The organism is Uliginosibacterium sediminicola, assembly GCF_039631295.1.
GTDB classification, from domain to species: domain Bacteria; phylum Pseudomonadota; class Gammaproteobacteria; order Burkholderiales; family Rhodocyclaceae; genus Viridibacterium; species Viridibacterium sediminicola.
Map to the genome: position 1 here is coordinate 45,604 of NZ_JBDIVE010000007.1, position 22,883 is coordinate 68,486.

Consider the following 22,883-nt stretch of genomic DNA (forward strand, 5'->3'; position numbering starts at 1 on the left):
ACCGTTGGGGCACAGCGGTGATGCTGAGGCGTGTTAGTGCTTCAGGCAGCGGTCCAGGAATTCCGTTGCCACATTCCAGTACATCTCGCGTGCGCCCACAAGGCTATGTCCCTGATCGGCTAACTCGATATAGCGATAGACCTTGGATTTTGCTTGCATCTGCGCAGCAAAGGCTCTGGCCTGGGCGATGTTGACGATGCTGTCCTGTCCTCCGTGCAAGTGAAGGATGGGAATGCGGGCCAAAGCCTCGGTCTTGTTGGCTGGCGACCCCGCGGCCATGACGAACCGTTGAGCCTCGATGCGCGGATCTCCGACGCGTTCGAGCAGATCGCTGATTGCGCCCTTGGCGCGCGCCTTTTCCATCTCCTCGGCCACGAACACGGGAAGATCAAGGGCTCCGGAGTCGACGACCGCACAGCTGGCTGCTTCTCCATCGGCAATCAGGTTCAAGGCGAGATATGCGGCAAAGCTTGTTCCTACGAATGCAATACGCTCGCGGTTCGCGACGCCAGATGCTTGCAAGGCGTGAAGCGTCGTTTTGACGTCTTCCGGAATACCCTTGTACCACTCGCCCTGATCGAGTTGTTCGTAGGCTTTGCCAAAGCCTTTCGAACCGCGGTAATTGATCATCAGGATGGCATAGCCGCGATCCAGCAGAATCTGTCTCTCGCGGTCGATATTTCCGGTGTCACGCGCAGCAGGGCCGCCGTGAAGAAGTACAACGAGCGGGCAGGTGCTTGCGGGACATTCAATCGGAGTCAGGAGCACATAAGGAATGTGCAGACCTCCTGAAGATACTTGCACGCCGCGTTCCGTGTGCCAGCTCACGCGTCCACGGAAGCTGGCTCCGACAGCGGTGAGTGTGCGCAAGCTGCGTTGGTCACGGTCGAACAAGGCAAGCTTGGGCGCTTGTACTGTCTCGGGGAATGACACTAGCCAGTATTTGTCCGAAGGGGCACGATTGATGATGTGAGCGTCGCCACCGCCCAGCTGTTTCAATAGTTCAAGTGTTCGGGTTGTGTCTGCGTCCAGCGCGATAACACGGCGGCTTGAATCGTCCGTTTCGACAAACTGTGGCTTCTTGCTGAGCGGATTCAGGCTCACGCTCAGAATGTCCGAGTGGCCTTCGTGCAGTACGGTCTCTGTTCCGGAGGCCAAGTCGGTGCGGCTCAGCGCGAGGAGGTTGCGTCCCTCTGAGGAAAGGAAGTAGGCCTGTCCGTCTTGCGTGATGGAGACCAAACCACTGCCCTGTCGCCGGTCTGCAGCATTTAGGCGCATGACTGTCTGCGGATTCTCGCCGCCATGCAGATAGTGCTGTTCCGCGCCGCGCGCTGCGAAGCTAAGCCTTGCACCCTTGCACTCAGGATCCGCGCAGATGTCATTGGTTGCGATGCTCGGGACGAAGCGCCCATCTGCGTCCAGTTCCAGGAATTGCTTGTCGCGACGGATCCGGAATGAGCTGAAAGCGTAGTTGCTTGATGAGGACCCACGCACCATGGCCAGGCTGTCAGAGGCTTGGCTCAGTAGCTCGAATGCTCCGCTCTCTGGGTCTATCGAATACACAAGCGGCTTTGCTTCCTGCTGGGCGACCACAATCAATTTCTCGCCGTGCTGTGTCCAGAAAATCCATAGCACGCGGCCTGTGTCTGGAAGGCGCAACTCCCGTTGCTTCCGTTGCTCCGAGAGAGATGTAAGCCACACCGACATGGGGGTCTCGGAGATTTCCGCGATCCAGTGCCCTTCAGCGCTGAGACAGGGGATCCCGTTGGCACGGAAATAAGTTGCCAAAGCGTCCGACGTCTGCGCAGATGCGCCTGTAAGTACGAGGCTGAGCAAGGCGGCGATAACACAACGCGCACTGACACATCTCATGAAAGCCCAACGCGCTGGAGGCGTTGGGCTGATCTTTGTCTGTGAGTGAGCAAGTAACACAAGCAATCTCAGCTTCAGGCTGTGTAATCGAGGTCCGACTGGACGATGGGCTGGATCGCCTCGTGTTCGTCACTGCCGTTCGGGGGCTCGATTGCGTCGTTCATGGCGCGTATGGTGGCATGAGAGAAAAGACTTCGTGCAATATTCACGCTCAGGGAGCTTGCGTCCTGCAGGGGCTTCGGTTACATAACTGTTCTATACAAAAGAACATAACGCCGCCCCCAGCGGAAGCATAACAAGAGACACACGCCCGTCATGCCCAACCGCGTTCTGCGTCGTTTGTTTTTTGCATGTTTGCTGGCGCTGGCCAGCATGCCTGGCGGGGCGACGGACGTGGTGCGTTTGTATCGTGCCGAATCTGCCGCGAGGGCGCCCGAGTTGCCGGATCTGGTGATTGCCGAGGCGATGCGTCGCACCCAGCGCAGCTATGGCGACTACAACATCCTCCTCCAGCCTAATCCGATGATCCGCGAGCGCCTGCTCAGCGACCTGAAAAACGGCAAGCCCGGTAATGTTGCGGTGGTGGTCACGCAGCCGGAGTGGGAGCATGAGCTGCTGCCGATCCGTATTCCGCTGGACATGGGGCTTTCCGGCAACCGTATCGGCTTTGTGCGTCATGGCATGCAGACGCGGATTGGCGCCGTGCGCACGCTTGATGATCTGCGCGCGCTCAGCCTCGGCGTGGGCCTGGGCTGGTCTTCGCGCAAGATCATGGAAGCGAACGGTCTGCGCCTGGAGACAGCGGTCAATCAGGAAACGCTCAGCCGCATGCTGCTGGCCGGGCGCTTTGATTACTTTCCGCGTGGCGTGACTGAAATCTTCCCCGAATACGACGCGCGCGGTGGTGACGCTTCAGGGTTGGAAATCGAGCGCGAGCTGCTGCTGGTACTGCCGCTACCGACCTATATTTTCGTCTCGCCGAGCGAGCCGCGCCTGGCGCGCCGCCTCAACGAGGGTCTGGAGTCCATGGTCAGCGACGGCAGCCTGCAGCGCATCGTGGTCGATTTCTACAAAGATGCGCTCAGGCGCGCCAATCTATGCGCGCGTCACATCATTCGCCTCGACAACCCCCTGCTGACGCCGGAGACGCCCTTGAAGCGCAAGGAGCTGTGGTTCGATCCTTTTGATGCACGTCGTGGCATCTGCGCCAAGGCCTCGCACGCCAAGGCTGTGAGCCCGCGCAGGCCCTGAGTGGATCAGACCGGCAGGCCGAAGCCACGCAGCGCCAGACGCGCTTCGCCGGGCGCGCGGAAATGCACCGCACGCATGCCCAGCGCACGTGAGGCGAGCACATTGGGCAGGCTGTCGTCGATGAACACGGCGCGTGCCGGGTCGATGGCGTGGCGTTCGAACAGCACCTGATAGATGCGCGCATCGGGCTTGTTCACGCCTTCCTCGCCAGACAGCACGATGCCCTCGAAATGCGACCAGAAGTCGTAGCGCGGCTTGCTTTGCGCGAAGAGTTCGGCCGAGAAATTCGACAGCGCGTAGCAGCGCAAGCCGGCCGCGCGCAAGCTGGCCAGCATCTGCGCGGATTCTTCAATCACCGGGCCGACGGTCTCGTTCCAGCGGGCGTAAAAGGCGGTGATGACATGCGCGTGATGCGGAAACTTTGCGCTGTGTTCGGCCACGGCCTGGGCGACCGGGTAACCGGCGTCCTGGCGCGCATGCCAGCCGGCAAAATCGATTTCTGTCAGGAAGGCCGAGACCGCTTCTTCACTGTCGAAGTAATCGCCGAGGACATTGTGAATGTTCCAGGGAATCAGCACATTGCCCAGATCAAAGACGACGGTATCGATACCAGAACTCATTGTGCGGCTCTCCGTTTGATGCGTTCGATATAGGCGGCGGCATCCATGCCCGTGCCATTGCGCTGCGCTTCCCAGATCGTTTCGCCGAGGCTCTCCAGCACGTCGTGACGTGCTTCGTGGGCATTGTCGCGGCGCGCCAAGCAGGCTTCAAAAGCGGCCTTGATGCCGGGCGGCTGGTCGATCGCCAGCTGCTCCTCGATGGCCAGATGCAGGGAAATGTGCAGGAAGGGATTGACCTGGCCATCCTCGGGCGCGAAGTCTTTGTCCGTCGCATCGGGGTTCTCGAACAGCGGGTGGTATTCCGGATGTGAGGCGATGATGTCGGCGACCAGCTGCTCCATCGCTTCGAGCTGTTCGCCAGCACGGCGCTTGCGCCAGCTCTCGATGAAGAATGCGCGGGCCTGGTCTCGGGTGGGGTTGAACATGTTGGCGTCGGGAGTCGGGAGTCGGGAGTCGATTGTAGGTCAGTGCTTTACTTATCCGCTGACTGACACAGATCGCGCACCGTGCATTCTCCGCATTTGGGCGAGCGCGCGGTGCACACATAGCGGCCGTGCAAAATCAGCCAGTGATGCGCATCGATGAGGTATTCCTTGGGCACGCGACGCATCAGTGCTTTTTCGACCGCCAGCACGTCCTTGCCCGGCGCCAGGCCCATGCGGTTGGAGACGCGGAAGATGTGTGTATCGACTGCCATCACCGGCTCGCGCCACAGCGAGTTGAGCACCACATTGGCGGTCTTGCGGCCGACGCCCGGCAGTGCTTCGAGCGCCTCGCGATTGCGCGGCACTTCGCCGGCGTGGCGTTCGAGCAGCTGGCGCGAGAGCATCGCCACGTTCTTGGCCTTGTTGCGATAAAGGCCGATGGTCTTGATGTATTCAGCAATGCCCGCTTCGCCCAGCGTCGCCATGTCTTCAGGCGTGGGCGCGGCCGGGAAGAGCTTGCGCGTGGCGATGTTGACGCCCTTGTCAGTCGCCTGGGCAGAGAGCACCACGGCGACCAGCAACTGGAAGGGCGAGCCGTATTCCAGCTCGGTCACCGGATGCGGATTGGCGGCTTGCCAGCGCTGGAAGGCTTCGGCGATTTCCGCCTTGAGCATGTTACGGGGCATGGGGCTCTATCAATGGTTCCTGTGTGCTTGCATTTCACCTCTCCCGGCCTGCGGCCACCCTCTCCTCAAGGAGAGGGAACGGCTGTCAGTACGAGCGCTCAGCCGTTCCCGGAGGAGGGACTTGCGTGTTCAGGCAATCTGTTCAGCAGGTGTTGCGGGCGGCACGACGGGCTTGCGCTTGGCCGCTCTGCTTTCCGACCAGTTGCGCAGCGCAATCAGGCAGGCCAATGCGATGAAGGCGCCGGGCGGCAGGATGGCGATCAGGAAGCCGGGGTAGTCCGCCGGCAGGATCTGGATTGCCGAGGTGCCGGGAATCACCGTGTCGATGCCATTGAGAATGGCGCCGGTGCCGAGCAGCTCGCGGATCGTGCCGAGCATGCCCAGCACCACCACCAGACCGCCGCCCATCCCTGCGCCATCGACGGCGGAGGAGAGCACGCCGTTCTTTGCCGCAAAGGCTTCGATGCGCGCCAGCACGATGCAGTTGGTGACGATCAGCGGAATGAAGATACCCAGCACCACGTAGAGCGAGTGCATCCAGGCGTTCATCGCCAGATCGAGCACGGTCACAAGTGCAGCAATGATCAGGATGAACACCGGAATGCGGATTTCATACGGAATGAAGTTGCGCAGCGCCGCCGTCACCGCGCCGGAGAGCGACATCACGACGATGGTCGCAATGCCCAGGCTTACGCCGTTCACGAAGCTGGTCGACACAGCGAGGATCGGGCACAGACCCAATAGCTGGACGAGGCCGGTGTTCTGTTTCCAGAGGCCGTTCCAGGCGACTTCGGAGAGTTTTTGTGTGCTCATCGTGTGCTCATCACTCGAAAAGTTTGGCCTGATTGTCGGCGGCGAATTTCACCGCATGTGCCACCGCTTTGATCACCGCGCTCGGCGAGATGGTTGCGCCGCTCATGTAGACGAAATCGCCGCCGTCCTTGTTCACCTTCCAGCGCTCGAAGGGCAGCACGCTCAGCGATTTGCCCTCGAACTGCGCGATCCACGGGTGTTGCTTGTTCTTGTCTTTCTTCGGGTCAATATAGTCGCCCAGACCCGGCGTTTCGCGGTGTTCGGTGACGCGTACGCCGCTCACCGTGCCATCGGTCTTGACGGCGATGACGAGACGGATCTTGCCGCTGTAACCATCGGGCGCGACCGCTTCCATCACCACGGCGACCGGCTTGCCGTCCTTGCGTGCGCGATAGACGAAGCCGCCTTCATCGAGTCCCAGCTCGGGCGTGGCGCCAAGCTTGTAGGTGTCTTGCAGCAGCTTGTTGTCGTAGCTGGCGGGCGGCAGCACCTGGTTGATGAGGATGAGCTTTTCCGCTTCGGCGCTCTCGGCAATCGTCGTGCGCGTGGCCTGGTAAGTCCCGGCCATCAGGGCGGTGAAGACCAGGGTGAAGGCCATCATCATCGCCGCGGTCTGCGCCGAGAGCTTGAAGGGCGTGAGGGGTTTGCTCATGGTTTGTCAGGCGTGGTCGAAGGCGGCAGGGCGGCGATGGTCTGTTCGAGCAGCGTGCCCTGGCCGCCGAGCAGGGCTTCCAGGCGCGGCAGCAGGGGGCCGAGGCGTTCATCGAGATAAGTGCGGATGGTATCGACCGTCACTTGCGTGCCGCGCTCGATCTCGATGTTGACCATGTCGCCCAGCTGTTTGGCATCGAAGGTGGTGGCGCGCAAGGTCTCGGGGATGAACCACACGCTGAAGCGGCGCGTGGCGCGATCCACATCGCTGACCGTGAGGCTGCAGCCATTCACGGCGATATAGCCCTTGGCGAAGATGTAGTGCATCCACTCGGGCGCCACTTCGAAGCGCATCACCTTGTTGTTTTCCGGCGTCTCGATGCCGACGATGCTGGCCGTGCAATCGACGTGGCCGGACAGCGGGTGGCCGCCGATCTCGGCGCCATCATGCGCGGCGCGTTCCACATTGAAGCGCTGGCCTTCGCTGATGTTGGCGAGGGTGCTGCGCACCAGGCTCTCCTGCATCACGTCGAACTCGGCCCAGCCGCTGGCGTGGCGTGTGACAGTGAGGCAGACGCCATCGACGGCGACGCTGGCGCCGATTGCGAGGCCCGCGTCGAAGTCGGGAGGGAAATCCAGGGTCAGCGTGTAGAGGCCTTGCTTGCGTTCAAGCTTGGCGAGACGGGCCGTGCCTTTGACGATTCCGGTGAACATTATTGAATGTTATGACTTAAAAGAGTTGGTTGGTTCGAGACACTCAGCAATGAGGTCCCATCGATTGCGATACGGCTCGATACTCCAAAGGTGCGCATAAGCGTTAGGTGGAATATTCACTGCTCGCACAGAGCTGTCTTTGTGGCTTTGACCCAATTTACCCGGGGCATCCAACCAGCGTTGGTGAAATTCACTCACATGTTTGGACATGATGGCAGCTGGAATGATGAAGTATTCAAAAGCTGCGTCCGAGTTCGCAAGAGGAATTCCGGCAAGTATCCAAAAAAATCTGGGGCCAAAATTCCTTTCCGCTTTCATTCCCACACTGCAGGTTTTTGTTCCTGGAATAAAAGTTTTGACCTGTATGTGAACAAAACTTGTGCCTTCTCTGTTGCTGCACAGGACATCAGTGTTCGGCGTATTCCCCAGCGTGACGACAGCTGCGTATCCACGACGGCAAAGCTCGCCCGCAACAAAGAACTGGCTTGCATTGCCACGCGCAGATTTGTCTCGTTCCATCTCTAATGCTTCTTGTGCCCGAAGACCGGTGGCTGGGTCTTCATGTCGATGATGGGCACGCAGAGATTCATGAGCAGGGTGGCGAATGCGACGCCATCCGGGTAGGCGCCGAAGCTGCGCACGATCCAGGTGATCAGCGCGGCACCGAGGCCGAACAGCAGCTTGCCGCGCGGCGTGGTGGCGCCCGAGACCGGATCGGTGAGGATGAAGAAGGCGCCGAGCAAGGTGCCGCCGCTGGCAAGGTGGAACAGCGGGCCGGGATAGGCTTCGCCGTGCGCCAGCGTTGCAATGCCGGCAATCAGGCTCAAGCCGCCGAGGAATGCGAGCGGGATGTGCCAGGTGACGATGCGCTGCTGCCACAGATAGAGACCGCCGGCCAGATAGGCGAAGGCGATCCACTCCCAGCCCTTGCCGCCAAAGCTGCCGAAGCCCGCGCCTTGCACGACTTGTGCGACGCTGGCGCCGCTCTCGCGCAGGCCGGTGCGCAAGGCATCGAGCGGCGTGGCGCTGGTCAGCGCGTCCACCGCCGCATTGCCGCCGTGCGCGCCGAAAATGTGTTGTAACTGCAGGCCGCTGTCCAGACCGAGTGACGGCCACTGCGACATCAGCGAGGGGAAGGCGACGATCATCACCGCATAGGCGACCATCGCCGGATTGAAGGGGTTCTGGCCGAGGCCGCCATACAGCTGCTTGGCGACCACGATGGCGAACGCCGTGCCGACCACGACCATCCACCAGGGGCCGATGGGCGGGAAGGCCAGCGCGATCAGCCAGGCCGTGACAACCGCCGAGAGGTCCGGCAGGAAGAGGCCCAGCGGTCGGCCACGCAGCTTGAGCAGCAGCGCTTCGGCAATCAGTGCTGTGACGGTGGCGAGCAGAATCTGCACCAGGACGCCGATACCGAACTGCCAGACATAGACGGCAATCGCCGGCACGAGGGCCAGCAGCACCTTGAGCATCACTTGCGTGACGCTGGTCTGGGCGCGAACGTAGGGGGAGTTGTTGGAGCGGCTAGGCAGCACGGCTAAGTCCTGTTGTGCGGTAATGTTGGCGGTGGCTCACGGCTTCAAACTCTCGCGAATCATGTCCATCACCTGCATGTTGCGGATCGTCTCATCCAGTGTCAGCAAGGGCGCACGGCCTTCCAGCGCGGCAGCCGAGAAGTCACGGAATTCGGCGCCGTAGCGGTCCGATTCAGCAATCGCGATGCGCTCGGTGCCGGCCTTGGTATGGACGAGGATTTCGCCAGCTGGGTCGAGGAAGGTGTCGGGAATCTCCAGCACGCCCAGCGTGCCAATGACTTCGGCATGCATGCGGCCATGCGCGTTGAAGCCGCAGTGGATGTTGGCGATCAGCCCGTCTTCGTACTGCAGCAGGGCCGAGAGATTCACATCAACGCCTTGCTCGTATTCGGCAACAGCCTTGACGCTCAGCGGCACGGCGCCGGTGATCAGGCCGACCAGGTTCACCGGGTAGCAGCCGACATCGTAGAGCGCGCCGCCGCCCAGCTCGGGCTGCGCCTTGATGGTATTGGGCCGGTCGAGGAAGAAGCGGAAGCTCGCATTGATGTGGCGCAGCGGGCCGAGCACGCCGCTTTCGATGAGCTCCTGCACGCGCCGCGCACGGTCGGTGTAGCGGTACATGAAGGCTTCCATCAGCAGCTTGCCATGCGCCTGCGCGACAGCGGTCATCTCGCGTGCTTCGGCAGCGTTCATGGCCAGCGGCTTTTCGCACAACACATGCTTGCCGGCTTTGAGCGCGGCGATGCTCCAGGGCTTGTGCAGCGAATTGGGCAGCGGCACGTAGACGGCGTCGACATCGGGGTCGGCGAGCAGGGCCTCGTAACTCAGATGTAGGCGTGCCAGCGGGAACTGCGCGGCGCACTCGGCAAGCTTGTTGGCGTCGCGCGAGGCGATGGCAACCAGCTCGGCATTGCCGGCGCGCAGCAGGGCGGGAATCGCATTGAGACGGGCGATGCGCGCATAGCCGAGGATGCCCCAGCGCAGCTTATTCATCACGCTTGCCTTCGCTGGCTTCGGCGGCGGCTTCCTTCTGCGCCTGGGCGCGGGCCAGGGCCGCAGCGATCAGGGCTTTCTTGGGATCTTCCGCCGCCTCGCCGGTAGCAGCCGGCGCTTCGCTGCTGGCGGCCGGTTTGGTGGCGCGGGCGGCCAGCTTCTCGGCTTTTTCCTGCTTTTCGCGTTCCTGACGGAAATTGCGGAACTCGAAGCGCTCGCGTGCCGCGTCGGCCGAGTCCTTCTGCTTCTCGCGATCCCAGATTTCGCTCTTGGCAAAACGGTAGTAATCGACCAGCGGAATGTGCGAGGGGCAGACGTAGCTGCAGCAGCCGCATTCGATGCAGTCGAAGAGGTGGAACTCCTGCGCTTTGCCAAAGTTCTTGGCGCGTGAGTGCCAGTACAGTTCGAAGGGCTGCAGGTCAGCGGGACAAGCGCGGGCGCATTCGCCGCAGCGGATGCAGGGCATCTCGGGCGGTGGCGGCGCGAACAGCGTTGGGCTGGCGGCAATCACGCAGTTGGTGGCCTTGACCACCGGCACGTCGAACGCCGGCATGCGGAAACCCATCATCGGGCCGCCCATGATGAATGCATCCGTATCGGGCTTGAGGCCGGCGAGCTTGACGAGGTGATCCATCGGCGTGCCGAACAGCACTTCGTAATTGCGCGGCTGTTCGACATTGCCAGCGACGGTGACGATGCGCGAGATCAGCGGGCGGCGCAGCTCGACGGCTTCGTAAATCGCGTAGGCGGTGCCGACGTTGAAGCACTGCACGCCGTAATCGGTGGAGCGCTCGCCATGCGGCACTTCGATGCCGGTGAGCACGCGGATCAGCTGCTTGGCGCCGCCAGCGGGGTAGCGCGTCGGCACGGCGATGGTGTCGATGCCGACGATGTCCTTGCAAGCGGCCTGCATCGCAGCGATGGCTTCGGGCTTGTTGTCCTCGATGCCGATCAGCACCTCTTCGGCGCAGAGCAGGTGACGCATGATGGCGATGCCGCGCAGGATCAGCGCGGGCCGCTCGCGCATCAGGAGATCGTCGCAGGTGATGAAGGGTTCGCACTCGGCGCCATTGATGACCAGGGTCTTGAGCGGCGTATCGCGCCCGGCGCGCAGCTTGAGGTGGCTGGGGAATACCGCGCCACCGAGGCCGACGACGCCGGCGTCACGCAGGAAGTCGCGCAGGGTGTTGGCATCGGTATTGCGCCAGTCCAGCGGCGCTTCGTCCAGCCAGCGCTCCTCGCCATCGGGTTGCAGCACCACGCAGAGCGTGGTCAGGCCCGAGGTGTGCGCCATCACGCGCGGCTCGACGGCCAGCACGGTGCCGGAGGTCGAGGCGTGGATGGCGGATGAGAAGTTGCCGTCGGCATCGCCGATGCGCTGCCCTTTGAGCACCTTGTCACCAGCCGACACCAGCGGGTGTGGCGTGCCGCCAATGCTCTGATGCAGAGGAATCACCAGTTCGGCCGGCAGCGGTACCTGGGCAATCGGCGCGCGCGTCGAATCGGTCTTGTGCGTGGCAGGCTTGACGCCGCCGTTGAAGCTGAAAAGTTGGCGAAGTGCGTTCATTTTCAAACACCCTCACCGCAAAGGCGCGAAGGGCCGCAAAGGGCTGCAAAGGACTTCAAAGGCAAATTCAAAACGTTTTCCTTCGCGGCCCTTTGCATTTTCTTTGCGCCTTTGCGGTGAAAGATTTTCTGCTCGTTCATGCTGCGCTTTGTTCCTTGAGCGGAATGACCGGATAACGCCACTTCCAGGTGTCCACGGTTTCTTTCACGACTTCCATCGTGATGCAATCGACCGGGCAGGGCGCCAGGCACAGCTCGCAGCCGGTGCACAGCGGCGCGATGATGGTGTGCATCTGTTTGGCGGCGCCGGAGATGGCGTCCACCGGGCAGGCCTGGATGCACAGGGTGCAGCCGATGCAGGTGTTCTCGTCGATGAAGGCGACCGATTTGGGCTTCTCGGTGCCGTTCTCGGCATTGAGCGGCTTGAACTCGCGGCCGAGCAGGTCCGCCAGCTTGCGGATGCCTTCTTCACCACCGGGCGGGCATTGATTGATGTCGGCCTCGCCATTGGCAATCGCCGTGGCGTAGGGCTTGCAGCCGGGGTGGCCGCACTGGCCGCACTGGGTCTGCGGCAGGATGGCGTCGATCTTGTCGACCAGCGGATCGCCTTCGACCTTGAACTTGAGCGAAGCCCAGCCGAGTACGGCACCGATCACCAGTGCCAGGCCGAGCATGACGAGGATGGCATTCAGCATGGTGAGTCGGGAGTCGGGAGTCGGGAGTCGGGAGTTGGGAGTCGGGAGTCGGGAGTCGGGAGTCGGGAGTCGAAAAGGCGTGAGTCGAAAAGGCGTGAGTCGAAAAGGCGTGAGTCGAAAAGGCGTGAGTCGAAAAGGCGTGAGTCGAAAAGGCGTGAGTCGAAAAGGCGTGAGTCGAAAAGGCGTGAGTCGAAAAGGCGTGAGTCGGCGGGGGTTTTCCACTCCCCACTCCCGACTCTCCACTCGCGAGAAAAGTTACGCATTTCAGTATTTATCCAATCCAGCAAAGCCCATGAAGGCCAGGCTCATCAGCCCGGCGGTCACGAGGGCGATGGCGCTGCCACGGAAGGGCAGCGGGATGTCGGCACCATCGAGCCGTTCGCGGATGCCGGCGAACAGCACCAGGGCCAGCGAGAAGCCGACCGAGCTGCCAAAACCGAACACGATGGCTTCGAAAAAATTGTGGCGATAGGCCACCGATAGCAGCGGGATGCCCAGCACCGCGCAGTTGGTGGTGATCAGCGGCAGGTAGATGCCCAGCACCTGATGCAGCACCGGACTGGTCTTCTGCAGCACCAGCTCGGTCAGCTGCACGATGGCGGCGATGACGACGATGAAAGCCAGGGTGCGCAGGTAGGCGACGTCGAAGGCGCTGAGCAGGTAGTGGTCGATCAGGTAGCTGGTGCCACATCCCAGGGTCAGCACGAAGGTGGTGGCTGCACCCATGCCGATGGCTGTCTCGTACTTCTTCGAGACACCCATGAAGGGGCACAGGCCGAGGATGCGCACGAGGACGACGTTGTTGACCAGAACCGCGCCGATCAGCAGCAAGAGGTAATGACTCATGGGACTCCCTTCAGCGCGGGCGCGCTGCCTGCTCGGTAGCCTTGATGCAGTCGCCCACCAGTTCCGGCCCGCCGTAGATGAAGCCGGTGTAGATCTGTACCAGGCTGGCGCCGGCGGCGATCTTCTCGGCGGCATGTGCCGCCTCGGTGATGCCACCGACACCGATGATCGGCACTTCGCTGGCCAGACGCCGGGCCAGTTCCGCAATCACCAGGGTGGATTTCTCACGCACCGGGGCGCCGGACAGGCCGCCTGCTTCATTGGCGTGCGGCTGACCTTCGACGCCCTCGCGTCCGATCATGGTGTTGGTGGCGATGACGCCATCGATGCGGTGACGGCGCAGCGCGTCGGCAATCGTGACGATCTGTTCCTCATCGAGGTCAGGCGCAATCTTCAGCGTCATCGGCACATAGCGGCCGTGCTGATCGGCCAGCGCGGTCTGGCGCGCCTTGAGCGTGCCGAGCAGGGCGTCCAGTTCGGATTCGCCTTGCAGCTGGCGCAGGTTCTTGGTGTTCGGCGAGGAGATGTTGATCGTCACATAGCTGGCGTGGGCATAGACCTTGTCCAGGCAGATCAGGTAGTCGTCGACCGCGCGCTCGATCGGCGTGACGAGGTTCTTGCCGATATTGATGCCCAGCACGCCCTTGAACTTGCTGGCCTTGACGTGGGCGACCAGATTATCGACGCCATGGTTGTTGAAACCCATGCGGTTGATGATCGCCTTGCGCGAGGGGATGCGGAACATGCGCGGCTTCGGGTTGCCCGGTTGCGCCAGCGGCGTGACCGTGCCGACTTCGATGAAGCCGAAGCCGAAGCTGGCGAGGCCGTCGATGACTTCGCCATTCTTGTCCAGACCGGCGGCCAGGCCGACGCGGTTGGGGAAGCGCAGTCCCATGACTTCGACGGGCTCGGCCTGCACGCGCCCGCAGCTTGGGATCAAGCCACCGAGGTTGCGAAGGGTCGAGAGGGTGAGTTCGTGCGCGGTCTCGGGATCGAGTGCGAACAGCAGCGGGCGGGCGATTTGATAGAGCATGGCGCGATTTTAAGCGATTTCGGGCGCTTCCGTCCTTGCTCTGATACAGCTTCGGCAGCGTTTCAAGGCGCCGGCATCTCGCAATACGAGGGCTCAAGGTGGGTGGTGACATGTGCGCGGCCCAGCGCATCGCTGATGCGTTGCTCGATTTCATCGAGCATTTCGTGCGAGCTGTCGACCCGCCAGTCACCCGGCACCAGCACATCGACGTGCACGAAGCGCTGGCTGCCGGCACGCCGCGATTTGAGCTTGCCCCAGCTGACGCCGCGTTCGCCATAACTGTTGAGCACGGCTTCGACCTGGGCCAGCTCTTCCTCGGGCAGGGCCTGGTCCATCAGGCCGTCGGCCGCGCCGCGCATCAGGTGCCAGCCTTCGAACAGGATGTGCAGGGCCACCGCAATGGCGATCAGTGCATCCAGCCATTGCCAGCCGGTCAGGGCGACGCCGGCCAGGCCGCAGATGACGCCGATGGTGGTCCACACATCGGTCATCAGATGGCGTGCATCCGCATCGAGGGCGACCGAGTGCAGGCGCTTGGCGGCTTTGGACAGCGTGCGGGAGACGGCGAAGTTCAGCGCTGTGCTGGCTGCCGAGAGCCACAGACCGAGGCCCAGGGACTCCAGCGGAGCCGGATTGAAGAGGCGCGGAATCGCCGCCCACAGAATGGCGCCGGCGGCGGCGAAGATCAGTGTCCCCTCGAAACCGCTGGAAAAATATTCGGCCTTGCTATGGCCGAAGGGATGTTCTTCGTCCGGCGGCTCATTGGCGATCTGGATCATGGCCAATGCAAACAGGGCGCCGGCCAGATTGACGAAAGATTCCAGTGCGTCCGATAGCAGGCCGACCGAGCCGCTGATTTTCCAAGCGATGAGTTTGAGCGTGATGGTGGCTACTGCTGCTGCAATCGACAGGTGAATGTAGCGCGTGGCGCCGGAAGCCTGGGTGATGAATTTGAACATGCGCAGCCGTATCAATCGCTTGGAATCTGGCGCCGACTTTACCGTACACCCGCTGCATGATGTCTGGCTTGGCGCTTTGTCATGCGCCAGCGCAAAGCGGGGATGCAAATGCGTCTTGTATCGTGGCGGAGAGTGTGCGGTTTTTGCGCAGAAGCGTTACGCAGTGCGCTTGGCGGAATTGGAGTTGCTGCGGCTTTGTGGCATGCTCTCAGGCCTTTGGCGTAAAGGCTCCGCGGGTTTTCGGACTGTTGCGGCGCAGCGCGAGAGCTTCGGTTGCCGGCTGTGCTGGCGCCCGAAATACAAAATACAAAAAATGTGAGACAAGTGTTGCAAGTACTTGGGTTGCAAGTGCTTGGGCAGCAAACTCGGAGGCAAAACGTGCGATTGCAATTTACTGGGAAGACCACAGTCCGCAAGGCAGCTGGTTTCACGCTGCTGGAATTGCTGGTGGTGGTAGCCATCATCGGTTTGCTGGCGGCCTATGTCGGCCCGAAATATTTCTCGCAGATCGGCAAGTCCGAGCAAGGTGTGGCGAAGGCGCAGATCGAGGCTTTCTCCAAAGCACTCGACCAGTTCCGCCTCGAAGTGGGGCGTTTCCCGACCACCGCTGAAGGCCTCAATGCGCTGATGGAACGCCCGGCTGGGGCGGCCAAGTGGGGCGGCCCGTATCTGGCCAAGGCGGTGCCGCTGGACCCCTGGGGCAAGGCTTATATCTACAAGTTCCCCGGCACCAAGGGGCGCGATTACGACATCCTCTCCTACGGCAGTGATGCCCAGCCCGGCGGCACGGATTCCGCTGCGGACGTGAGCAACTGAGTTCGCCCAGCACTTCCTGAGGGAGACTGCATGCAGTTCGAGGTTCGTGCCCTGACGGCAGACAACCAGCTGCAAACACTGACCCTGGAAGCAGACGACGAGTTCGCAGCGCGCAAAGCCTGCGAAGCGCGCCGTCTGCGGCCGGTGACTCTGCGCGTGCGCAGCGGCAGTGGCAAACGGCGCGGGCGTGGCAGCTTTTCACTGGTCTTGTTCAGCCAGGAGCTGCTGTCCCTGCTCGAAGCCGGTTTGAGCCTGGTCGAATCGCTCGAAGCCCTGGTTGAAAAAGAAAGCGGCCTCACCGCGCGCGGCGTGATGGAGAGCCTGATCCACCGCATGCGTGAGGGCATGAAGTTCTCCGATGCCGTCGGTCTGCAGCCCGAACATTTCCCGCCGCTCTACATCGGCATCGTGCGGGCGGCCGAGCGCACCAGCGACCTGCCACGCGCCTTGGCACGCTTCATCGATTACCAGACGCGCATGGAGCTGGTGCGCGGCCGTCTGGTGTCGGCGGCAATCTATCCGGCCATCCTGCTCACCGTGGGCAGTTCGGTGGCCATGTTCCTGATGATGTACGTGGTGCCGAAATTCGCTGCGGTGTACAAAGACAGTGGCCGTGAGTTGCCGCTGATGTCACGGCTGTTGCTGGGTTGGGGCGATTTCATCGGCGCGCATCTGATGATCGTGCTGCCGGCGCTGCTGGCACTCGTCGTGCTGGTGGTCGTGCAGATCCAGCGCATCAATCGCGAGGGGCGCTGGGCGCAAATTGCTGCGCGCATTCCCGGTGTGGCCGAGCGGGCGCAGATTCTGGAGATCTCGCGTCTGTATCTGACCATCGGCATGCTGCTCGAAGGCGGTATTCCCATCGTTACCGCGCTGGACATGGTGGCCGGCACGGTGTCGGCGACCTCACGCGCCAAGCTGGCGGCGGCACGCGCGGCTATTTCCAATGGCGAGCCGGTCTCGCAGGCCTTCGAAGCGCATGGTTTGACCACGCCGATTGCACTGCGCATGTTGCGCGTGGGCGAGCGCTCGGGGCAGATGGGCGCCATGCTGACGCGTTCGGCGCTGTTTTACGAAGGTGAGAGCTCGCGCTGGCTGGAACGTTTCAGCAAGGTTGTCGAGCCGGTGATGATGGCCATCATCGGTTTGGTGGTCGGCTTGATCGTGGTGCTGTTGTACATGCCGATTTTTGATTTGGCGGGGTCCATTCAGTGAATGCACGCAGTACTGCAATCGATGTCGAACTGATCAAGCGGGCGCGCGCTGCGGCGCAGGCTTCAGGGCGTCCGGTGATGGCCGAGCTGGAGGTGCTCTCAGGCATCGAGTCGCGTGCGCTGCTCGGCGCGGTGGCTGCACATTTCCGTTACCAGGTCATCGAGACCGCCGAGATGCTCGATCTCGATGCCGCTTTCGATGTGATTCCGCTGGCCCGCGCCCAGCAGCGCGGTGTCGTGGTCCTGCGCCAGCGTGGCAATGCGGCGCGCAATGCACTGCTGGCGGCAGTGGCCGACCCCTTCGATCAGGATCTGCAGATCTGGGTCGACAGCCTGGTTGGCCGCAATCTCGAATACCGCGTCGCCCTGGCCTCCGACATCCATGCCTTCCTGTCCAAACAGGAAGAGTCGATGCGTGCCATGGACAATATGATGGCCAATGGCGAGATGGGCACGGGCGATGCGCGGGCGCTGGAAAACCTGAGCTTTGCCTCGGTCAGCGATGCCACCAGTCCGGCCGTCAAGATGGTCAATTCGACGCTCTACGATGCGCTCAAGCTGGGCGTCTCCGACATCCACCTGGAGAGCACGCCGAGCGGCATGGTGTCCAAGTACCGCATCGATGGCGTGCTCGACCAGATCGCGCAGATCCAGGGCTCGGCGCTGGCCGAGCAGATCATCTCGCGCATCAAGGTGCTCTCCGAACTCGATATTGCCGAGCGTCGCGTGCCGCAGGACGGCAGCTTCCGCGTCGAGGCGATGGGCCGCGAGATCGATCTGCGCGTCTCGATCATGCCCAGCATTCACGGCGAAGATGCGGTGATCCGTATTCTCGACAAGCAGGCCATGGTCGAAGCACATGGCTCGCTGACGCTCAATGCGCTGGGCTTTGACGAGCACACTCTGAGTGTCGTTCGCCGCCTGGTGCAGGAGCCCTATGGCATGGTGCTGGTGACCGGCCCGACCGGTTCGGGCAAGACCACCACGCTGTATGGCGCACTCTCCGAAATCAATAACGGGCGCGACAAGATCATCACCATCGAGGACCCCGTCGAGTACCAGCTTGGCGGCATCCTGCAGATTCCGGTCAATGACAAGAAGGGCCTGACCTTCGCGCGTGGTCTGCGCTCTATCCTGCGACACGACCCCGACAAGATCATGGTCGGCGAAATCCGCGACAAGGAGACGGCCGAGATCGCCGTGCAGTCGGCGCTGACCGGCCACCTCGTGTTATCGACGGTGCACGCCAACAATGTCTATGACGTGTTCGGCCGCTTCCACCACATCGGCGTCGATCTGTATTCCTTCGTCTCGGCACTCAATGGCGTTTCGGCGCAGCGCCTGGTGCGCTTGTCCTGCAAGCACTGCTGCGCGCCCTATACGCCGGACGATGCCGAGCTCGCTTCCGCTGGCCTGACGCGCGACGCCGTGCAGCACTTCAACTTCCAGCGCGGGCGCGGCTGCGGTGATTGCCGCGGCACCGGATATCGCGGTCGCAAGGCGGTCGCCGAAGTGCTGGTGATGAATCCTGAACTGGCTGAAATGGTGGTCGAGCGCCGCTCGGTTCGCCAGCTGATGGAAGCTGCGCAGCGCAATGGCACGCGCAGCCTGTACGACGACGCCTTGCGTCTGGTCGCCAATGGTGAAACGACTCTTGAGGAGGTGCGCCGTGTCACGCTGGCTGGATGAACTGTGTAGCGATCAAAGCGCTGGAGGCCGCGCATGAGCGCCAAGCTCGGGCTGGGCGTGGGCGCCGGCGAGATGATCGTCGTCGACCGCATCAACAGCGAAGGCGCACACGTGGCGAGCACGCTGCCGCTGCGCGACTATCTGCCGGGCGCCTCATCGCCGGAAACCGCCATCTGGGAACCGGCGGTGAGTCTGGCACTGGCGCAGGCCAAGGGCTTGTCGGGCGATCTGCAAGTCTCGGTGTCCGACGACTGGGTGCGTTACTGGACGGTGACGCCGCCGCAAGGTCTGGGCAGCATTGCCGAACTGCGTGCCCTGGCTGCGGCGCGCTTTGAACAGCTGTTCGGCACCGATGCTGACAGCTGGCATATCGAAGCGGACTGGCGTGGCGACCAGACCATGCTGGCTTGCGCGCTGCCCAGGTCGCTGATCGAGGCGCTCAACACGATGTCGGCACAGAGCGCCTGCCGCATCGCTTCGGTCGTGCCCGAAGCGGTCCGCCTGATCAATCGGGAAGCCTCCGCCATCAGTGCCGATTGCTGGTTGTGCAGCTTCAGCACGCACGCCTTTCTGGCGATCCTGTTCGAAGCGGGGCAGATTCGCGCGGCGCGGCAGTTCCACTTCGATTTGCTGCCGGACATCAGCGAGGTGCTGGCAAGGCTGGAAACCGAGAGTCTGCGCATGGGCGTCGAGATGCCGCAGCACGTGCGTCTGCTCGGCGATGCACCCGTGGTCGGTGAGCTGCCGGTGACATCCGATCTGGATGTCCGCACGCTGGGCCGCCGTCGCGCCTTGCCGCGCCCAGTGGGGATCGAGCAAGCCAGCGAAGCCTATCGTCTGGCCTTGCTGGGGGTCATGGCATGAGGACGCTGAAGATCGATTTCGCGCCCCGCCGTGGCTGGTGGGATGGCGGTGTTGACCGCAAACGGCGGCCCTTGTGGATCTTCCTCTGCGTGCTGCTGGCCGCTGCCCTGGTGGCGACGCTGAGTCTGATCTGGCAGTTCGACCAGCAGCGCAGTGCGGCGCTCGCGCGCCTCTCGTCGGCGCAGGCTGCGCTGGATGCCAGTCAGGCGGGCGATGAGGACAATACCGTGGCCAGCACCGAGTCGGCCGAGGCCGTGGCACAGGCGCGCACGCATCTGAACTACCCTTGGGCGAACCTGCTAGGCACGTTGGAACATAAGTCGCGGCCTGCGGTGACGCTGTTGTCGCTGGAAATGGGCGCCGTGCGTCAGTCCAACAAGCTGGTCATTGAAACGCAGGATGCTGCCGTGGCGCTCGATTACCTCAAGGATCTCAAGGCCAGTCCGGAGTTTGCCAATCTGGCCCTGGTGCGGCAGGAAACGACGGTGGGTGAGGGCGGCCAACGCCTGCGCTTCACCTTTGAGGCCGCCCAGGCCGGTGCGACGGCCAGACCGGCCGTGGGGAGGACGCGATGAAAAACGCGATCTCCGTGCCCGCCTTGCGTCTCAAGCTCGGTTTGCTCCATGCGCGCCATGGCGTGTGGCCATTCATCGCGGCCGGCTTGGCAGCGCTGAGCCTGGCCTGCGCGGCGGCGCTGATCCCCGGCCAGCTGGCGGCGACGGCTCAGGCGCGGGATTCGCTGGCGCGCGTCCAGCAAGCACTGGCCGAGCAGGCCAATATGCCGGCGGCGCAGCGACTCTCGCACGCACAGAGTCTGGCCCGCGTGCTCTCTGATCAGCGCGACACCGATGCGCAGATCCGCCAGCTGCTGGAGCTGGCAGCGAGCATGAATGTCACCGTGGTGCAGGCCGACTACCGGCGGATCGCCGATGCGCAGCACACCTGGTCGGAATTCCAGATCAGCCTGCCGGTTCGCGCCGATTATCTGGTGCTGCGCCAATTCCTGTTCCAGGCCATGGCGCAGATGCCGTCGCTGTCGCTGGAGCAGCTGATCATCAAGCATGAGCAGCCCAGCGCGCCGCAAGTGGATGCCCAGCTGCTGCTCTCGCTGTGGCAGAAGCCGGCCGACAGCCCCAACCTGGCTAGCGCGGGAGAGCGTTGATGAACGAACGTACGCGTATGCTCCTGCTGCTGCCGGTGCTGGGCATTGCCGCCTGGCTGGCATTGTTCGGCGACAAGAGTCATCCCGGCAGTGAGGAAGTTGCTTTGTTCCGCGGCGGCTCGGCGCAGAGCACGGCGCCACGCAGCGAGGCCGCGCCGCTGTCGGCGCGCGAGAGCCTGAGCAAGGCGCTTGCCGAAACCGAGCCGAACAATCTGTTCCCGGTCGTCGCGCCAGCGGGGGGCGCTACGGCCGAGCAAGCACCGCCGCCCGAGGCCGAGGCGCCGCCGCCGACCTTTGTGGTGATTGGTCGCATGCTGCGCGACGGTCACTGGAATGTTTTTCTGGACCGCGACAACCAGACCTATGTCGCCACTGCAGGGGCCGAGATCAGTGGTTTCAAGGTGCTCGCCATCGAACCCAAGCAAGTCCTGCTCAGGGATCTTTCAACTCAATCGAATCTCATCATCCCGATCGAGGGTGAACAATGACAACGACAATCCAATCCATCCGTCAGCGTACGGCCCTTCTCTTGCTGGGCAGCGCGATGCTGGGTGTGCTGGCCGCCTGCGCCAGTTCATCGACGCAGGAGCTTGAATACAGCCGCGCGCTGATTGCTGCAGGTCGTGCGCGTGAAGCCCTGCCGGTGTTGCAGAAGGCGCATGCGGCGCGGCCGGGGGATGCGGCGATCAGTGCCGCGCTGGAATCGGTACAAGCGCAGTTGGCTGACCCCGCTGCGCCGGCGCCGCCGCTGGCAGAGTCCGCTGCGTCCTCGTCGGCGATGGCGGCATCTTCGTCGGTGGCGGCCGCTTCGTCGGCGTCTGCGCAATCCTCTTCCGCCGCGCCGATGCTGCCGACGTTCACACGCTTCGAAGCTTCTTCCGTCGGCAGGCAAAACGGGCAAGCGGGCGCCGCGCCCCTGGTGGCGGCACAGACCGTCGTGTTGCCGCTGCCGCAGCACAGCAGTTCGGCGCGCAAGGCGTCCAGCAGCAGTAGCGAAGCGGCGGCTGCCAGCAGCGCCTCGGCGGCCAGTCGGGTGAGCAGCAGCGCCCGCGCCCAGGCTGCCTCGGCCGCCAGCGAGCTCGATGCGCTGAACAAGAAGGTGACCCTGCAGTTCCGCGATGCGCCGGTGCGTTCGCTGTTCGATGCGATCGGCAAATCGACCGGTCTGAACATCGTCATCGACAAGGATGTACCGCCGGATCTGCGTACCTCGATCTATCTCAAGGACACCACGGTGCGCGCAGCGCTGGAGAAGATCGTGCTGACCACGCGCCTGGGCTGGAGCATGATGGATCAGGGCACCTTGCTGATCTACCCGGACGAGCCGGCCAAGCAGAGTGATTACCAGACGCTGGTGGTGCGCGGCTTCCATCTGGCCAATGCCGATGTCAAGCTGGTGGCCAACAGTCTGAAGACGGTGCTCAAGTTCAAGGACGTGGTGGTCGACGAGAAGCTCAACATGATCGTCGTGCGTGACACGCCGCAGGCGCTGGCGCTGGCCCAGCAGCTGATTGCCCTGCACGATGTGCCCGAACCCGAGGTGATGCTGGAAGTGGCGATTCTGGAGGTGAGCAAGGGCAAGCTCGAAAACCTGGGCATCGCCTGGCCCGGTTCGCTCTCGCTGTCGCCCATCGCGCGCACGGTGGCGGGGACGTCCACGACCACGGTGACGACCACCAGCACGACGACCAGTGACAGCAGCAATATCCTGACCCTGCGCGACCTGTTCAACCTGACACCGGCCAGCCTGGGCCTGACCATTGGCAGCACCAGCCTGAATGCCAACCAGACCGACAGCGCCGTCAATGTGCTGGCCAATCCGCGCATCCGCGCCAAGAATCGCGAGAAGGCCAAGATCCTGATCGGCGAGCGGGTGCCGAATATCAGTTCGACGGCCACTTCCAATGGCGTGACCAGCCAGAACATCACCTATGTCGATGTGGGTCTGAAGCTCGATGTCGAGCCGCAGATTTTCCCCGGCAACGAGATCGGTCTGAAGATCGCGCTGGAAGTGAGCAGCATCAACAGCACGGTGGAGAACAAGACCAGTGGCACGGTGGCGTACCGCATCGGCACCCGCACCACTTCAACCGTGCTGCGTCTGAAGGATGGCGAGAACCAGGTGCTGGCCGGCTTGATCCAGGACAGCGACCGCAAGTCCGCCAGCAAGGTGCCGCTGTTGGGTGAGATTCCCATCCTCGGACAGCTGTTCCGCTCCGATTCAGTGGACAAAGGCAAGACGGAAATCCTGCTGTCGATCACGCCGCGCCTGATCCGTGGCATCAGCAAGCCAGGCGTCAATGAAGAGAGCTTCGAGGCTGGCACGGTGACCAGCGTGCGCGGTCGTCGCGCAGAGGGGGCCGATGCTGTAGTGAACACGGATGCCGCGCCGGTCGCACAGCCGCAGTCTATCGTGGTCAATGTGCCGGCTGACAACGCACCGAAGCGTTCGCGTGAGGACTGAGGCAGCGAG

General features: G+C 62.8%; 25 protein-coding genes. 9 read left to right on the forward strand and 16 right to left on the reverse strand.

What is annotated here, in order from left to right:
* Positions 1-33 precede the first annotated feature (33 nt).
* Positions 34-1,707, reverse strand: a complete 1,674-nt coding sequence (locus ABDB84_RS13120; protein WP_345920198.1) for an alpha/beta hydrolase family protein — start codon at positions 1,705-1,707, stop codon at positions 34-36.
* A 480-nt stretch (positions 1,708-2,187) separates the two neighbouring features.
* Between ABDB84_RS13120 and ABDB84_RS13125 the strand changes: the two genes are divergently transcribed.
* Positions 2,188-3,123, forward strand: a complete 936-nt coding sequence (locus tag ABDB84_RS13125; RefSeq protein WP_345920199.1) for a substrate-binding periplasmic protein — start codon at positions 2,188-2,190, stop codon at positions 3,121-3,123.
* Between the two features lie 5 nt (positions 3,124-3,128).
* Here the strand turns inward: ABDB84_RS13125 and ABDB84_RS13130 are convergent, their stop codons facing one another.
* The 15 genes from ABDB84_RS13130 to ABDB84_RS13200 all read right to left on the reverse strand — a co-directional run bounded on the left by ABDB84_RS13130 (position 3,129) and on the right by ABDB84_RS13200 (position 14,665).
* The gene (locus ABDB84_RS13130) at positions 3,129-3,743 is read right to left on the reverse strand and encodes an HAD family hydrolase (RefSeq protein ID WP_345920200.1); all 615 of its coding nucleotides are present in this window, start codon (positions 3,741-3,743) and stop codon (positions 3,129-3,131) included.
* Complete coding sequence (locus tag ABDB84_RS13135; protein ID WP_345920201.1) at positions 3,740-4,168, reverse strand: DUF1841 family protein; 429 nt, start codon at positions 4,166-4,168, stop codon at positions 3,740-3,742. The genes ABDB84_RS13130 and ABDB84_RS13135 overlap by 4 nt, the downstream gene beginning before the upstream one ends.
* 47 nt (positions 4,169-4,215) lie before the next feature.
* The gene (nth, locus tag ABDB84_RS13140) at positions 4,216-4,842 is read right to left on the reverse strand and encodes an endonuclease III (protein WP_345920373.1); all 627 of its coding nucleotides are present in this window, start codon (positions 4,840-4,842) and stop codon (positions 4,216-4,218) included.
* A 141-nt stretch (positions 4,843-4,983) separates the two neighbouring features.
* On the reverse strand, positions 4,984-5,667 hold the full coding sequence (rsxE, locus tag ABDB84_RS13145) for an electron transport complex subunit RsxE (RefSeq protein ID WP_345920202.1): 684 nt from the start codon (positions 5,665-5,667) through the stop codon (positions 4,984-4,986).
* Between the two features lie 10 nt (positions 5,668-5,677).
* Complete coding sequence (gene rsxG, locus ABDB84_RS13150) at positions 5,678-6,319, reverse strand: electron transport complex subunit RsxG (protein WP_345920203.1); 642 nt, start codon at positions 6,317-6,319, stop codon at positions 5,678-5,680.
* Positions 6,316-7,032, reverse strand: a complete 717-nt coding sequence (locus ABDB84_RS13155; RefSeq protein WP_345920204.1) for a riboflavin synthase subunit alpha — start codon at positions 7,030-7,032, stop codon at positions 6,316-6,318. The genes rsxG and ABDB84_RS13155 overlap by 4 nt, the downstream gene beginning before the upstream one ends.
* Before the next feature lie 9 nt (positions 7,033-7,041).
* The gene (locus ABDB84_RS13160; protein WP_345920205.1) at positions 7,042-7,551 is read right to left on the reverse strand and encodes a hypothetical protein; all 510 of its coding nucleotides are present in this window, start codon (positions 7,549-7,551) and stop codon (positions 7,042-7,044) included.
* A 2-nt stretch (positions 7,552-7,553) separates the two neighbouring features.
* The gene (locus ABDB84_RS13165; protein ID WP_345920206.1) at positions 7,554-8,573 is read right to left on the reverse strand and encodes an RnfABCDGE type electron transport complex subunit D; all 1,020 of its coding nucleotides are present in this window, start codon (positions 8,571-8,573) and stop codon (positions 7,554-7,556) included.
* Between the two features lie 36 nt (positions 8,574-8,609).
* The gene (locus ABDB84_RS13170) at positions 8,610-9,566 is read right to left on the reverse strand and encodes a Gfo/Idh/MocA family protein (RefSeq protein WP_345920207.1); all 957 of its coding nucleotides are present in this window, start codon (positions 9,564-9,566) and stop codon (positions 8,610-8,612) included.
* Positions 9,559-11,133: an electron transport complex subunit RsxC gene (gene rsxC / locus ABDB84_RS13175; protein WP_345920208.1), complete on the reverse strand. Its 1,575-nt coding sequence runs from the start codon at positions 11,131-11,133 to the stop codon at positions 9,559-9,561. The genes ABDB84_RS13170 and rsxC overlap by 8 nt, the downstream gene beginning before the upstream one ends.
* 2 nt (positions 11,134-11,135) lie before the next feature.
* Positions 11,136-11,273: a hypothetical protein gene (locus ABDB84_RS13180; protein WP_345920209.1), complete on the reverse strand. Its 138-nt coding sequence runs from the start codon at positions 11,271-11,273 to the stop codon at positions 11,136-11,138.
* Positions 11,270-11,827, reverse strand: coding sequence for an electron transport complex subunit RsxB (rsxB, locus tag ABDB84_RS13185; protein ID WP_345920210.1), 558 nt, complete (start codon positions 11,825-11,827; stop codon positions 11,270-11,272). The genes ABDB84_RS13180 and rsxB overlap by 4 nt, the downstream gene beginning before the upstream one ends.
* A gap of 264 nt (positions 11,828-12,091) precedes the next feature.
* Positions 12,092-12,673, reverse strand: coding sequence for an electron transport complex subunit RsxA (rsxA, locus tag ABDB84_RS13190; protein ID WP_345920211.1), 582 nt, complete (start codon positions 12,671-12,673; stop codon positions 12,092-12,094).
* A 10-nt stretch (positions 12,674-12,683) separates the two neighbouring features.
* A complete protein-coding gene (locus ABDB84_RS13195; RefSeq protein WP_345920212.1) occupies positions 12,684-13,706 on the reverse strand; it encodes a quinone-dependent dihydroorotate dehydrogenase in 1,023 nt (340 codons plus the stop codon).
* A gap of 62 nt (positions 13,707-13,768) precedes the next feature.
* Positions 13,769-14,665 carry a cation diffusion facilitator family transporter gene (locus ABDB84_RS13200; protein WP_345920213.1) on the reverse strand — a complete coding sequence of 299 codons (897 nt, stop codon included), beginning with the start codon at positions 14,663-14,665 and terminating at the stop codon, positions 13,769-13,771.
* 378 nt (positions 14,666-15,043) lie between these two features.
* Here ABDB84_RS13200 and gspG point away from each other — a divergent pair, with 378 nt between their 5' ends.
* The 8 genes from gspG to ABDB84_RS13240 are packed head-to-tail and all read left to right on the forward strand — an operon-like array spanning position 15,044 to position 22,874.
* Positions 15,044-15,481 (forward strand): type II secretion system major pseudopilin GspG, encoded by a 438-nt coding sequence (gene gspG, locus ABDB84_RS13205; RefSeq protein ID WP_428715095.1) that lies wholly within the window; start codon positions 15,044-15,046, stop codon positions 15,479-15,481.
* Positions 15,482-15,511: 30 nt separating this feature from the next.
* Positions 15,512-16,696: a type II secretion system F family protein gene (locus tag ABDB84_RS13210; protein ID WP_345920215.1), complete on the forward strand. Its 1,185-nt coding sequence runs from the start codon at positions 15,512-15,514 to the stop codon at positions 16,694-16,696.
* A complete protein-coding gene (locus ABDB84_RS13215) occupies positions 16,693-18,384 on the forward strand; it encodes a GspE/PulE family protein (protein ID WP_345920216.1) in 1,692 nt (563 codons plus the stop codon). The genes ABDB84_RS13210 and ABDB84_RS13215 overlap by 4 nt, the downstream gene beginning before the upstream one ends.
* 33 nt (positions 18,385-18,417) lie before the next feature.
* Complete coding sequence (locus tag ABDB84_RS13220; protein WP_345920217.1) at positions 18,418-19,248, forward strand: hypothetical protein; 831 nt, start codon at positions 18,418-18,420, stop codon at positions 19,246-19,248.
* The gene (locus ABDB84_RS13225) at positions 19,245-19,823 is read left to right on the forward strand and encodes a hypothetical protein (RefSeq protein WP_345920218.1); all 579 of its coding nucleotides are present in this window, start codon (positions 19,245-19,247) and stop codon (positions 19,821-19,823) included. The genes ABDB84_RS13220 and ABDB84_RS13225 overlap by 4 nt, the downstream gene beginning before the upstream one ends.
* Complete coding sequence (locus tag ABDB84_RS13230) at positions 19,820-20,410, forward strand: hypothetical protein (protein ID WP_345920219.1); 591 nt, start codon at positions 19,820-19,822, stop codon at positions 20,408-20,410. The genes ABDB84_RS13225 and ABDB84_RS13230 overlap by 4 nt, the downstream gene beginning before the upstream one ends.
* Positions 20,410-20,898 carry a hypothetical protein gene (locus tag ABDB84_RS13235; RefSeq protein ID WP_345920220.1) on the forward strand — a complete coding sequence of 163 codons (489 nt, stop codon included), beginning with the start codon at positions 20,410-20,412 and terminating at the stop codon, positions 20,896-20,898. The genes ABDB84_RS13230 and ABDB84_RS13235 overlap by 1 nt, the downstream gene beginning before the upstream one ends.
* The gene (locus ABDB84_RS13240; RefSeq protein WP_345920221.1) at positions 20,895-22,874 is read left to right on the forward strand and encodes a secretin N-terminal domain-containing protein; all 1,980 of its coding nucleotides are present in this window, start codon (positions 20,895-20,897) and stop codon (positions 22,872-22,874) included. The genes ABDB84_RS13235 and ABDB84_RS13240 overlap by 4 nt, the downstream gene beginning before the upstream one ends.
* Positions 22,875-22,883 lie beyond the last annotated feature (9 nt).

What these genes read in the sequence shown, in the direction of transcription:
- ABDB84_RS13120 (WP_345920198.1), bottom strand. Translation starts at nt 1,707, where the DNA reads ATGTCGGTGTGGCTTACATCTCTCTCGGAGCAACGGAAGCAACGGGAG.
- ABDB84_RS13125 (WP_345920199.1), top strand. Translation starts at nt 2,188, where the DNA reads ATGCCCAACCGCGTTCTGCGTCGTTTGTTTTTTGCATGTTTGCTGGCG.
- ABDB84_RS13130 (WP_345920200.1), bottom strand. Translation starts at nt 3,743, where the DNA reads ATGAGTTCTGGTATCGATACCGTCGTCTTTGATCTGGGCAATGTGCTG.
- ABDB84_RS13135 (WP_345920201.1), bottom strand. Translation starts at nt 4,168, where the DNA reads ATGTTCAACCCCACCCGAGACCAGGCCCGCGCATTCTTCATCGAGAGC.
- nth (WP_345920373.1), bottom strand. Translation starts at nt 4,842, where the DNA reads ATGCTCAAGGCGGAAATCGCCGAAGCCTTCCAGCGCTGGCAAGCCGCC.
- rsxE (WP_345920202.1), bottom strand. Translation starts at nt 5,667, where the DNA reads ATGAGCACACAAAAACTCTCCGAAGTCGCCTGGAACGGCCTCTGGAAA.
- rsxG (WP_345920203.1), bottom strand. Translation starts at nt 6,319, where the DNA reads ATGAGCAAACCCCTCACGCCCTTCAAGCTCTCGGCGCAGACCGCGGCG.
- ABDB84_RS13155 (WP_345920204.1), bottom strand. Translation starts at nt 7,032, where the DNA reads ATGTTCACCGGAATCGTCAAAGGCACGGCCCGTCTCGCCAAGCTTGAA.
- ABDB84_RS13160 (WP_345920205.1), bottom strand. Translation starts at nt 7,551, where the DNA reads ATGGAACGAGACAAATCTGCGCGTGGCAATGCAAGCCAGTTCTTTGTT.
- ABDB84_RS13170 (WP_345920207.1), bottom strand. Translation starts at nt 9,566, where the DNA reads ATGAATAAGCTGCGCTGGGGCATCCTCGGCTATGCGCGCATCGCCCGT.
- rsxC (WP_345920208.1), bottom strand. Translation starts at nt 11,133, where the DNA reads ATGAACGCACTTCGCCAACTTTTCAGCTTCAACGGCGGCGTCAAGCCT.
- ABDB84_RS13180 (WP_345920209.1), bottom strand. Translation starts at nt 11,273, where the DNA reads ATGAACGAGCAGAAAATCTTTCACCGCAAAGGCGCAAAGAAAATGCAA.
- rsxB (WP_345920210.1), bottom strand. Translation starts at nt 11,827, where the DNA reads ATGCTGAATGCCATCCTCGTCATGCTCGGCCTGGCACTGGTGATCGGT.
- rsxA (WP_345920211.1), bottom strand. Translation starts at nt 12,673, where the DNA reads ATGAGTCATTACCTCTTGCTGCTGATCGGCGCGGTTCTGGTCAACAAC.
- ABDB84_RS13195 (WP_345920212.1), bottom strand. Translation starts at nt 13,706, where the DNA reads ATGCTCTATCAAATCGCCCGCCCGCTGCTGTTCGCACTCGATCCCGAG.
- ABDB84_RS13200 (WP_345920213.1), bottom strand. Translation starts at nt 14,665, where the DNA reads ATGTTCAAATTCATCACCCAGGCTTCCGGCGCCACGCGCTACATTCAC.
- ABDB84_RS13210 (WP_345920215.1), top strand. Translation starts at nt 15,512, where the DNA reads ATGCAGTTCGAGGTTCGTGCCCTGACGGCAGACAACCAGCTGCAAACA.
- ABDB84_RS13220 (WP_345920217.1), top strand. Translation starts at nt 18,418, where the DNA reads ATGAGCGCCAAGCTCGGGCTGGGCGTGGGCGCCGGCGAGATGATCGTC.
- ABDB84_RS13225 (WP_345920218.1), top strand. Translation starts at nt 19,245, where the DNA reads ATGAGGACGCTGAAGATCGATTTCGCGCCCCGCCGTGGCTGGTGGGAT.
- ABDB84_RS13230 (WP_345920219.1), top strand. Translation starts at nt 19,820, where the DNA reads ATGAAAAACGCGATCTCCGTGCCCGCCTTGCGTCTCAAGCTCGGTTTG.
- ABDB84_RS13235 (WP_345920220.1), top strand. Translation starts at nt 20,410, where the DNA reads ATGAACGAACGTACGCGTATGCTCCTGCTGCTGCCGGTGCTGGGCATT.
- ABDB84_RS13240 (WP_345920221.1), top strand. Translation starts at nt 20,895, where the DNA reads ATGACAACGACAATCCAATCCATCCGTCAGCGTACGGCCCTTCTCTTG.